Consider the following 9,900-nt stretch of genomic DNA (forward strand, 5'->3'; position numbering starts at 1 on the left):
GTGGCACCGTCGTTGTGGCTCATGCCAGGTCACCAGCCGCGGCAACCAGGGGCCCACCGGTGTCCCCAGGTGCTCGACGACGCTGATCAGCATGCCGGGAGTGGCGAGGCCGTCGGGCAGCAGAGTGGCGTGGTCGCGCTCCGACTTGGCCCGGGCCTCGGCCTCCGGGACGCCTCGCTCGATCCAGCTGCGCGCGTAGTCCTCCTTTCCCTTCTCCAGCCAAGGGCCGAACTCCGCCTCGGTCATGGGCCGGGCGCGGCTGCCCTCGGGCAGCTCCGGCGGGGTGCCGCCGAGGTGCTTCTCCATGCCGCGGTTGCGGACGACGTAGCCCAGCGCCGTGGCGAGCCGGAGGCCCGCCTCGGACGTGGCGGGGACCGTCGCCTCGATGCGGCGGCACCCCCAGCCGCGCGCCACCTCCTCCGCGGCGAGCGCGGCGACCGTGCCCCGGCCCCGCCTGCGGTCCGGTTCGTCGATGTGCAGCTTCATGATCCGGGCCACCGCCCCGCCGAACACGGGATGCGTGCCGAGGTGTATCGCCCCCACGGGACGGCTGTTCACGCACACCTGGTAGCGGCGTGAGCGCGTCCCGTCGGCGTTCTGCTGAAGCGGCTCGGTCGGCCGCAGGGTCGTGGTCATCAGGGGTGTTCTACCCGCAACCACGGCCCGGTTCAGCCGAATTTACGGGGGCTGTCAGGGGTCGAGGTCGTTCCCGGCCCGCTCCTCGAAGATCCGCATGGCCTTGGCGGTCACCGGGCCGGGCGCGCCGGGCAGCTCACGGCCGTCGACGCGGTGCACGGCCTGCACGTCCCGCAGGGTGGACGTCAGGAAGATCTCCTCGGCCCGCTCCAGGACGTCCAGCGGCAGGTCGGTCTCCTTCGCGCCGGTCCATTCGACCGTCAGCGCGCGCGTGATGCCCGCGAGGCAGCCGGAGGCGAGCGGTGGCGTGTGGATCTCGCCGTCGAGGACGACGAAGACGTTCGATCCGGTGCCCTCGCACAGCTGCCCCACCGTGTTGGCGAACAGGGCTTCGGAGGCGCCCTGTTCGCGGGCCCGGGCGAGAGCGACGACGTTCTCGGCGTACGAGGTGGTCTTCAGGCCGGTGAGGGCGCCGCGCTCGTTGCGGGTCCAGGGCACGGTGATCACGGCGGTGGAGTCGGGGCGGCGGGTCGTCTCGCCGAGGGCGACGACGAGGGTCGGACCGTGCTCACCGCGGTCGGAGCCGAGAGGGCCGTGGCCGCCGGTGTAGGTGATGCGGAGACGGCCGAGCGGCACGGGGTTGGCCTCGAGGACCGCGGCGCAGGCGCTGCGCACCTCGTCGTGGTCCGGGTCCGGCAGTCCCAGGCCGCGCGCGGACCGGGTCAGCCGGTCGAGGTGCCGGGTGAGCGCGAACGGCCGGCCGTGCACGGCCTTCACCGTCTCGAAGATGCCGTCGCCCACGGTCAGGCCGTGGTCGAAGACGGAGACGCGGGCGGACTCGATGTCCTGCAGTCCGCCGTCGAGCCAGATCTTCACGTCAGGTCCTCCCGCAGGTCCTCTCCACTCACCTCGTACGCTCCCGACGCTATCGCGAGCAGCCGGGACGCCTTCAGCTCGGTCTCCCGCCACTCCCCCTCGGGGTCGGAGCCCCAGGTGATGCCGGCACCGGTGCCGAAGCGCAACACGCCCTCGGCCCGGTCGATCCAGAAGGTACGGATACCGACGGCCAGCTCTCCGGCCCCCCGGTCGGCGTCGACCCAGCCGATCCCGCCGCAGTACGGCCCTCTGGGCGCCGTCTCCAGCGCGTCGATGATCCGCAGCGCGCTGGACTTGGGCGCGCCGGTGACCGAGCCGGGCGGGAAGGCGGCGCCGAGCAGCTCGGCCCAGCCGGCCCCGTCGTCCAGCTCGCCCCGGACCGTGGAGACGAGATGGACCAGCCCCGGGTGCTTCTCGACGGCGCACAGGTCGGGCACCGTCACACTGCCCGTGGCGCACACCCGCCCGATGTCGTTGCGGACGAGGTCCACGATCATCACGTTCTCGGCGTAGTCCTTCTCCAGCAGGTCCGCCTCCGTCCTGCCGGTGCCCTTGATCGGCCCGGACTCGACGACCCGGCCGTCGCGCCGCAGGAACAGTTCGGGGGACGCCGTGGCGATCTCGACGCCGTGGCCCGGCAGGCGGATCGTTCCTGCATAGGGCGCCGGGTTGCCGCGGGCGAGCAGTGCCGTGAGGGCGTCCACGTCGGCCCCGGGCGGGACGGGCGCCGACAGCACCCGGCACAGGTTCGCCTGGTAGACCTCGCCGGCCGCGATGTGGTCGCGGATCCGCCGCACGGCGGCCGTGTACGCCGCGCGATCGAGCGAGGACGTCCAGTCACAGGCCGCCGGACCGTGCCATGCGCCGGGCACGGGGGCGGGCACGTCCGCGGTCCGGACCTGCGCGAAGCGTGCGCAGGTCAGCCGGCCCTCGAAGTCGGCGCAGACGGCCCAGAAACCGCTGGACTCCAGGGCTTCGGGGTCGTCGGTGACGTCGAGGAGCCCGGTGGCGACGCGGTCGCCGAAGCGGGCGAGAGGAGGGAGGTCGAGCACGTGGTCGAGTCTATGGCGGGTGTCTCGCGGGTGGCCGGGGGATGTCCTGCCGGGCGGCCCTGTTCCGTCCCTGAGCAGGGGAAGCGCAGCACGCTGCACAAACGCGTTTTTGTACTGGCCCCGGAATCCGCTAGAGTTCAACACGTCGCCGGGCCGCGAGAGCGGACCGAAACGACAGGCGGACGTAGCTCAGTTGGTAGAGCGCAACCTTGCCAAGGTTGAGGTCGCGAGTTCGAACCTCGTCGTCCGCTCGAAGGAAGAGGGGGACTCCGGTCCCCTACACTCCTGGTGGAGTGGCCGAGAGGCGAGGCAACGGCCTGCAAAGCCGTCTACACGGGTTCAAATCCCGTCTCCACCTCCAAGGACGATTAGCTCAGCGGGAGAGCGCTTCCCTGACACGGAAGAGGTCACTGGTTCAATCCCAGTATCGTCCACTGGATCTTTCAAGATCCCCACCCGCGCGATTAGCTCAGCGGGAGAGCGCTTCCCTGACACGGAAGAGGTCACTGGTTCAATCCCAGTATCGCGCACGCAGTGCCCATGATCGGATGCAGTCCGTATGCATGGCCCCGAGGACGATTAGCTCAGCGGGAGAGCGCTTCCCTGACACGGAAGAGGTCACTGGTTCAATCCCAGTATCGTCCACATCACACAGAAGCCCCCGGCCGTTCGTGGCCGGGGGCTTCTGTGATGTCACAGCTCAGGACGAGAACAGCATGTGGCCGAAGCTCTTGTTGCGGTGGTGACCGTGATGGCCGTGATGTCCATGGCCACCGTGCGGGGCGCCCCAGGCGGGGGCCGGCGGGGCGGGGTAGGCCTGCGGGGCGGGCGGGGGCGGCGGGGCGGCCTGAGACCACTGGGCCTCCAGGCGGGTCAGCGACTCCAGCTCGCCGTAGTCGAGGAAGATCCCGCGGCAGCCGCTGCACTGCTCGATCTGGACACCGTTGCGGTTGTACGTGTGCATCGGCGCACGGCACTTCGGACACTGCATGGTCGTTCAACTCCTCGCCGGTCGGTCCTGCTTCACATCTCGCCAGGACAGACTCTGTCCCGCTGCAGTCGGTTGCACCCTACTTCGTGTGCTCCTGCGCCAACTGTGGCGGGACGGTAGCCATTCGGTCACAGGCGTCCACGACCGCCCGCTCCACCTCGTCCAGCGGGCGCCCGGCCGCGACCGCCTTGGCGACGGCCCGGGCCGCGGTCTGCGCGGTGAGGGCGCGGGCGGCAACGTCGAGAGCGGGCCAGGGATCGCCCTCGACGGGGACGGCGGGGCCGCCGGCCTCGCGGTAGGCGGTGAGGAACCGGGTCCATTCCCCGGGCGGGAGCAGGCCGCAGGCGTACCAGGCGGCGGGGCGGGCGAGGTCCCAGGCGGGGACGCCGGTGCCGAGGTCGTCCACGTCTATCAGCAGCCAGGGGCCGTCGGGGGCGGGGCGGCGCACGAGCTGGCCGAGGTGGAGGTCGCCGTGGCAGAGGGTGCCGGTGTGCGGCATCGGGGCCTCGGCCCGGGCCCAGGGCGGGAGGGTGGCCCACGCGCGCAGGACGGGGGCGGCCGCGGGGTGCGGGCCGGCCTCGCGGAGCCGGGCCATGGCCCGGGCCGCCTTGGCGGGGCCACGCATGAGGGGCAGGCCCGGCGGGGCCGGGGTGCGGTGGAGGCGGGCGAGGAGGGTGGCGGCGGCTTCCCAAGGAGCGGCGTCCGGGTCGTCGGGATCCACGGGGGCGCCGTACGGCCAGAACGTCACGAGGCGGTCGCGCAGGGCGAGCGGGGTGGGGTCGAGTGGGGGCAGGAGGATGCCGGGGAGGCGGGTGGCCAGGGCGAGGCGGCCGGCGAGTTCGGCCGGGTCGCTGTCCGGTGGGTGGGCCTTCGCGACGGTGTCCGCGTGGCGTACGACGATGCCGTCGGGGCGGTCCGCGAGCGTGGCCGCGCCGCAGGGGCAGGCCGACGAGCGCGCATGAGCGGCGGCTCGGGCCCTGGCGGCGAGGTCGGCCAGGAGAGGGCCGGGAGCGAAGTTCACCTGGTGAGAGTACGTGGAGGCAGGGGCCCGGCCGCGGGGAACCGTTGGTTACGGGCGCTCGGCACCCGGGGTAAGGGAAATGCCGGCGCAGCTCCCCAGCTGCGCCGGCATCTGTGCCGTCCGCCGCACCCCCGTCCCCACGGGGTTTCATGGGTGTGATGTCCCCGCCCGGACCGCTCTTCCGGGCCTGGGGTCGCCGCTCAGCGCCCCAGCATCTCTCCCACGGACGACGCCTGTGTGGCCACTGTCTCCCACCCGTCGAAGACGAGGAGGAGCAGGACCGCCAGGGGAAGGGCCATCAGCGTCGCCACCAGCGGGTGGCGACGGCCCTGGCGGCGGTGGCGGAACGCGGCGGCGTACGCCTTGCGTCCCTCCTCGCGGAGCAGTGTCCGCGGTGCCGTCTGGGCCATGGTCCCTCTCCTGACCGTTCTCAGTTGTCGTTGGCAGCGGCGGGCGTCTGACCTCGGGGGACGAGTGCTGCCACCCGCCGCTTGACCTCAAATCTAGGCGTCCGGCCCTCCCCGGGCGTCATGCCCTCGTACCGATTGCCGGGCCTCCCCGAGGATGAGCCGCCACCTGCGACGTACTCCCCTGGGTGGAGACGGGGACGCAGCTCTCAGGGTCTTCCCCGACGGGACGCCCGGATCACCCCTCTTTGTCCGAGCTCTCTTCTCGCGGAACGGGCTGTTCCACCAGGGCCAGCACCCGATTCGCCATGAAGCGGGCGGTACGCACGACCGTTCCGCTACGGGTGACTTCGCTCACTTCCACGACACCCCGGCGCACCGCCGTCTCCACCCTGCGGCCCGCTCTGCTCGCCACGACCTCGTATGTGCGCGTCGTGTCCCCCGCGTCCACGACTATCTCCACGCGATCACCCTTCACAGGACCAATCCCCCTTCTGCGTCGGGTGGTTGGGATCACTCTCCACGCGAAGTCCGCCTCTTCGCGCCCTCCCTGACCACCCTTCAAGTCTCCCACCCACCACTGACAATCCATCACGCTGAGAGGGCGCGGCCTCTGCGCGCGGGCGGCCGCGGAAACGTAAGCTGTGGCTCGTCACAGGACCGGGCAGCGGGGATGAACATGGCGATGATGCGCCTGAGGCGCGAGGACCCGCGCGTCGTCGGCTCGTTCAAGCTTCACAGACGGCTCGGCGCGGGCGGGATGGGCGTGGTCTACCTGGGCTCCGACAAGAAGGGGCAGCGGGTCGCACTCAAGGTCATCCGTCCCGACCTGGCGGAGGACCAGGAGTTCCGCTCCCGGTTCGCCCGTGAGGTCTCGGCGGCCCGGCGGATCCGTGGTGGCTGCACGGCCCGGCTGGTGGCCGCCGACCTCGACGCGGACCGTCCCTGGTTCGCCACCCAGTACGTGCCCGGCCCTTCGCTGCACGACAAGGTCGCGGCCGAGGGGCCGCTCTGCGCGGCCGATGTCGCGGCCGTCGGTGCCGCCCTGTCGGAGGGCCTGGTCGCGGTGCACGAGGCCGGGGTGGTGCACCGGGACCTGAAGCCGTCCAACATCCTGCTGTCCCCGAAGGGGCCGCGGATCATCGACTTCGGCATCGCCTGGGCGACCGGCGCCTCGACACTCACCCATGTCGGCACGGCGGTCGGCTCGCCCGGCTTCCTCGCGCCGGAGCAGGTGCGCGGCGCGGCCGTCACACCGGCCACGGACGTGTTCTCGCTCGGCGCCACGCTCGCGTACTCCTCGATGGGCGACTCGCCCTTCGGGCACGGCAGTTCCGAGGTGATGCTGTACCGCGTGGTGCACGAGGAGCCGCAGCTGCACGGCGTGCCGGACGCGCTGGCTCCGCTCGTCCGGGCGTGTCTGGCGAAGGACCCCGAGGAGCGGCCCAGCACGCTCCAACTGTCGCTGCGGCTCAAGGAAATCGCGGCCCGGGAGTCGCAGGACCTCGCCGGCGTCCGGCCGCCCGCGCCGCGCGGTCCCGACAGCGACCGGCCCTTCGACACCTACCCCGAGCGGGCCCGGCGTCCGCAGGGGCAGCAGAGTTCCGGGGCGCAGCGGGGCCGGAGCACTCCCCCGCCCCGGGGTTCCGCTCCCTCCCGGGACGGTCATGTGTCGCCGGACGGTACGGCTTCGCAGAGCGGGACCGGTGCGCGGGGCGGAGCCCGGGCGACCGGGGGCGGAAACCGGTCGACGGGGAGCGGAGGCCGCGGCAGGACCCCGATGCGCGGGCCCGGTGCCTCGCGGGGTGGCACCCCGTCGCGGTCGGGGTCGCGGCCGACGCCCACGGGGCGCAACGGGACGCGGTCGGGCAGTGGCGGGCGCCCCGCCCCGCACAGCGGCGCCGGGCGCCCGGCGTCCAGGAACACGGGCACCAAACTGCGGCCCGCCAATCCGCGGTTGCTGCGGCAGCGGCTGTTCGTGTTCGTCGTGGTGACGTTGCTGGTGGCGGTCGGTATCGCCCTGGTGCAGGGCTGCCAGGGCCCGGCGCGGGGACTCGGCGGCGACGGGGGCGGCGTGCGGCAGGAGCACGTCCAGCAGGACGACCGCCCGCGGAGCTTCGAGCCGTAGGAATCCGGGTCGCGCGACCGCGGCCGTGGAACGACGCCCGGCTTCAGCGGGGTGTCACAGGTGCGGCAGGATCCGTTCGAAGAACTCGCGGTCGCCGTCGAAGACCGGGTCCAGGGTCAGGAACTCCCCCGGTGTGACCCAGCGGGTCTCGGCGACCTCGCGCGGGTCGGGGACGACCTCGCCGGTCTCGGCCCGGGCGGTCCACCAGTGGAGACGGAAACGGTGGTCGTCGGTCTCCGACTCCCAGACCTTCGCCTCCGGTACGACGGTGAGGCCGACCTCCTCGTGGACCTCCCTGACGACCGCCTGCTCCTGGGTCTCGCCCGGCTCGACCTTGCCGCTGAGGGGCTGCCAGTAGCCGGGGCGGGCGACGGCCGGGCCGCGCCGGATCGCGAGGAGGCGCTCGCCGCGCAGGAGCACGGCGACGATCGCCTCGCGCTGCTCCACGGACGCCCCTAGGCGGTGGGCCGGCCGGTGGCCACGGCGTAGAAGGCCACGGCGGCGGCCGCGCCCACGTTGAGGGAGTCGACGCCGTGGGACATCGGGATGCGGACCCACTCGTCGGCGGCGACCAGGGCCTGGGTGGACAGGCCGTCGCCCTCGGCGCCGAGCATGAGGGCCACGCGGTCCATGGTGTGCGGGGCGGCCTCGTCGAGGGACCGGGCCTTCTCGTCGGGAGTGAGGGCGAGGAGGGTGAAGCCCGCCTCGCGGACCGACTCAAGTCCCTTGGGCCAGGTGTCGAGGCGGGCGTACGGGACGGAGAAGACCGCGCCCATGGAGACCTTCACGCTGCGGCGGTAGAGGGGGTCGGCGCAGTCGGGCGAGAGCAGGACGGCGTCCATGCCGAGGGCGGCGGCGGACCGGAAGATCGCGCCGATGTTGGTGTGGTCGTTGACCGACTCCATGATGACGACGCGGCGGGCGGTCCGCAGGAGGTCGGCTGCCGTCGGCAGGGGCTTGCGCTGCATGGAGGCGAGCGCGCCGCGGTGCACGTGGTAGCCGGTGACCTGCTCGGCGAGCTCCGGGCTGACGGCGTAGACCGGGGCGGGGAGTTCGTCGATGACGTCGCGCATGACATCGACCCACTTGGCCGAGAGCAGCATGGACCGCATCTCGTAGTCCGCTTCCTTGGCCCTTCTGATGACCTTCTCGCCCTCGGCGATGAACAGGCCCTCGGCGGGTTCGCGCTTGCGGCGCAGCTCCACGTCGGTCAGGCCCGTGTAGTCGCGCAGACGCGGGTCGTCGGGATCCTCGACGGTGATGAGATCGGCCACAGGGTGATACTGCCTTGTCCTGGGTGCGGTGCCAACGGCTCGGGACGGGTTGGGTTACCCGGGGTTACTCGTTCGTCGCCGAGGCCGGGGGGCCGACCTTCACGACTTCGCCGATGACGATGACCGCCGGGGGCTTCACGGCCTCGGTCCGCACGGTTTCGGCGACCGTCGCGAGAGTGGCGTCGACGCGGCGCTGAGCGGCGGTCGTGCCCTCCTGGACGAGGGCGACGGGGGTGTCGGCCGGCTTTCCGTGGGCGACGAGCGTCTCGGCGATCTTTCCGATCTTGTCGACGCCCATGAGGATCACCAGCGTGCCGGTCAGCCGGGCCAGGGACGGCCAGTCGACCAGGGAGCGCTCGTCGTCGGGCGCGACATGGCCGCTGACCACGGTGAACTCGTGGGCGACGCCGCGATGGGTGACCGGGATGCCGGCCGCGCCCGGGACCGAGATCGAGCTGGAGATCCCGGGGACGACCGTGCAGGGGATGCCGGCCTCGGCGAGGGCCTGGAGCTCCTCCATGCCGCGGCCGAAGACGTACGGATCGCCGCCCTTCAGGCGGACGACCGACTTGCCCTGCTTCGCGTGCTCGATCAGCGCGTTGTTGATGGCCTCCTGGGCCATGAAGCGGCCGTAGGGGATCTTCGCCGCGTCGATCACCTCGACGTGGGACGGGAGTTCGGCGAGGAGATCGCGCGGGCCGAGGCGGTCCGCGATGACGACGTCGGCCTCGGCGAGCAGGCGGCGGCCGCGCACGGTGATCAGGTCCGGGTCGCCGGGGCCGCCGCCGACCAGGGCGACTCCGGGGGTGCGGGTGCGGTGGTGCGGGGCGACGAGCGTGCCGTCGCGCAGGCCCTCGACGACCGCGTCGCGGATGGCGGCGGTGTGGCGGGGGTCGCGCCCCTTGGCGTCGGTGGTCAGCACGGCGACCGTGACGCCCTCGCTGTGACCGGTGGCCGGGGTCCAGGCCGTCGCCCGGTCCGCGTCGTCGGACCGGACGCACCAGACGCGGTGGCGTTCCGCCTCGGCCGAGGCCCTGCCGTTCGCCTCCGTGTCGCCGGTGGCGATCAGGGCGTACCAGGCGTCGGCGAGGTCGCCCTCCTGGTACGGGCGCCTTTGCCAGGTGATCTCGCCGGCGTCCGCCATGGCCTCGACCGAGGGGGTCGCCTCGGGGGACACGAGGAGGATGTCCGCGCCCGCCGCGATCAGTGCCGGGAGGCGGCGCTGGGCGACCTGGCCGCCGCCGAGGACGACCACACGACGGCCGGTGAGGCGGAGGCCTACGGGGTAGGCGGGATGTTCGGCCATGAGGTGCGGCTCCTGTTGCGGCGGTGTTCAGTGCCCTGACGTGCGGATTTTAGTGGGCGGGAGGGAGAGCGGCTCAGGTGGTCCAGTGGCTGGGCACCCGAGAGTGCCGCCGGTGGGCGGCCCGGGGCGGTCCGTGGGCGGGCGCTCCGTCGCAACGGGCCGAACCGTGGTCGCTCTACAACGGTCGGATCAGACGCGGCGAGTCCGTT

General features: G+C 72.6%; 11 protein-coding genes and 5 tRNA genes. 6 read left to right on the forward strand and 10 right to left on the reverse strand.

The features are described from left to right. The 3 genes from ABT116_RS34885 to ABT116_RS34895 all read right to left on the reverse strand — a co-directional run. Positions 1-636 (reverse strand): GNAT family N-acetyltransferase (locus ABT116_RS34885; RefSeq protein WP_351642258.1); only part of this gene is annotated, 636 nt, incomplete at its 3' end. Positions 637-690: 54 nt separating this feature from the next. After that, a complete protein-coding gene (locus ABT116_RS34890; RefSeq protein ID WP_351642260.1) occupies positions 691-1,512 on the reverse strand; it encodes an aminotransferase class IV in 822 nt (273 codons plus the stop codon). Next, on the reverse strand, positions 1,509-2,564 hold the full coding sequence (locus tag ABT116_RS34895; protein ID WP_351642262.1) for a chorismate-binding protein: 1,056 nt from the start codon (positions 2,562-2,564) through the stop codon (positions 1,509-1,511). The genes ABT116_RS34890 and ABT116_RS34895 overlap by 4 nt, the downstream gene beginning before the upstream one ends. Before the next feature lie 178 nt (positions 2,565-2,742). Here ABT116_RS34895 and ABT116_RS34900 point away from each other — a divergent pair. The 5 genes from ABT116_RS34900 (at position 2,743) to ABT116_RS34920 (ending at position 3,209) form a co-directional block, all read left to right on the forward strand. Then, positions 2,743-2,815 (forward strand) — tRNA-Gly (locus ABT116_RS34900). A 36-nt stretch (positions 2,816-2,851) separates the two neighbouring features. Next, positions 2,852-2,925: transfer RNA gene (locus ABT116_RS34905), tRNA-Cys, on the forward strand. 1 nt (position 2,926) lies between these two features. After that, positions 2,927-2,998, forward strand: a tRNA-Val gene (locus ABT116_RS34910). A 24-nt stretch (positions 2,999-3,022) separates the two neighbouring features. Next, positions 3,023-3,094, forward strand: a tRNA-Val gene (locus ABT116_RS34915). A 43-nt stretch (positions 3,095-3,137) separates the two neighbouring features. Continuing rightward, a tRNA-Val gene (locus ABT116_RS34920) sits at positions 3,138-3,209 on the forward strand. A gap of 55 nt (positions 3,210-3,264) precedes the next feature. Here the strand turns inward: ABT116_RS34920 and ABT116_RS34925 are convergent. The 4 genes from ABT116_RS34925 to ABT116_RS34940 form a co-directional block, all read right to left on the reverse strand. Continuing rightward, a complete protein-coding gene (locus ABT116_RS34925; protein WP_107458274.1) occupies positions 3,265-3,555 on the reverse strand; it encodes a TFIIB-type zinc ribbon-containing protein in 291 nt (96 codons plus the stop codon). Positions 3,556-3,634: 79 nt separating this feature from the next. Next, positions 3,635-4,576 carry a phosphotransferase family protein gene (locus ABT116_RS34930; RefSeq protein ID WP_351642265.1) on the reverse strand — a complete coding sequence of 314 codons (942 nt, stop codon included), beginning with the start codon at positions 4,574-4,576 and terminating at the stop codon, positions 3,635-3,637. 200 nt (positions 4,577-4,776) lie between these two features. After that, positions 4,777-4,986, reverse strand: coding sequence for a hypothetical protein (locus tag ABT116_RS34935; RefSeq protein WP_351642267.1), 210 nt, complete (start codon positions 4,984-4,986; stop codon positions 4,777-4,779). A gap of 235 nt (positions 4,987-5,221) precedes the next feature. Further along, a complete protein-coding gene (locus tag ABT116_RS34940; protein WP_053668256.1) occupies positions 5,222-5,461 on the reverse strand; it encodes a DUF8836 family protein in 240 nt (79 codons plus the stop codon). A 195-nt stretch (positions 5,462-5,656) separates the two neighbouring features. Here ABT116_RS34940 and ABT116_RS34945 point away from each other — a divergent pair, with 195 nt between their 5' ends. Continuing rightward, positions 5,657-7,111, forward strand: coding sequence for a serine/threonine-protein kinase (locus ABT116_RS34945; protein ID WP_351642271.1), 1,455 nt, complete (start codon positions 5,657-5,659; stop codon positions 7,109-7,111). 54 nt (positions 7,112-7,165) lie between these two features. Here the strand turns inward: ABT116_RS34945 and ABT116_RS34950 are convergent, their stop codons facing one another. The 3 genes from ABT116_RS34950 to cobA all read right to left on the reverse strand — a co-directional run bounded on the left by ABT116_RS34950 (position 7,166) and on the right by cobA (position 9,691). Continuing rightward, positions 7,166-7,558 (reverse strand): NUDIX domain-containing protein, encoded by a 393-nt coding sequence (locus tag ABT116_RS34950; protein WP_351642273.1) that lies wholly within the window; start codon positions 7,556-7,558, stop codon positions 7,166-7,168. Positions 7,559-7,566: 8 nt separating this feature from the next. Beyond that, positions 7,567-8,385 carry a TrmH family RNA methyltransferase gene (locus ABT116_RS34955; protein ID WP_351642276.1) on the reverse strand — a complete coding sequence of 273 codons (819 nt, stop codon included), beginning with the start codon at positions 8,383-8,385 and terminating at the stop codon, positions 7,567-7,569. Between the two features lie 64 nt (positions 8,386-8,449). Further along, positions 8,450-9,691 carry a uroporphyrinogen-III C-methyltransferase gene (gene cobA / locus ABT116_RS34960; protein WP_351642278.1) on the reverse strand — a complete coding sequence of 414 codons (1,242 nt, stop codon included), beginning with the start codon at positions 9,689-9,691 and terminating at the stop codon, positions 8,450-8,452. Positions 9,692-9,900 lie beyond the last annotated feature (209 nt).

This window comes from Streptomyces sp. NPDC002130, from assembly GCF_040296465.1.
Taxonomy (GTDB): domain Bacteria; phylum Actinomycetota; class Actinomycetes; order Streptomycetales; family Streptomycetaceae; genus Streptomyces.

Coding starts and splice junctions, on each gene's coding strand:
- ABT116_RS34925 (WP_107458274.1), bottom strand. CDS start 3,555: ATGCAGTGTCCGAAGTGCCGTGCGCCGATGCACACGTACAACCGCAAC.
- ABT116_RS34935 (WP_351642267.1), bottom strand. CDS start 4,986: ATGGCCCAGACGGCACCGCGGACACTGCTCCGCGAGGAGGGACGCAAG.
- ABT116_RS34945 (WP_351642271.1), top strand. CDS start 5,657: ATGAACATGGCGATGATGCGCCTGAGGCGCGAGGACCCGCGCGTCGTC.
- cobA (WP_351642278.1), bottom strand. CDS start 9,691: ATGGCCGAACATCCCGCCTACCCCGTAGGCCTCCGCCTCACCGGCCGT.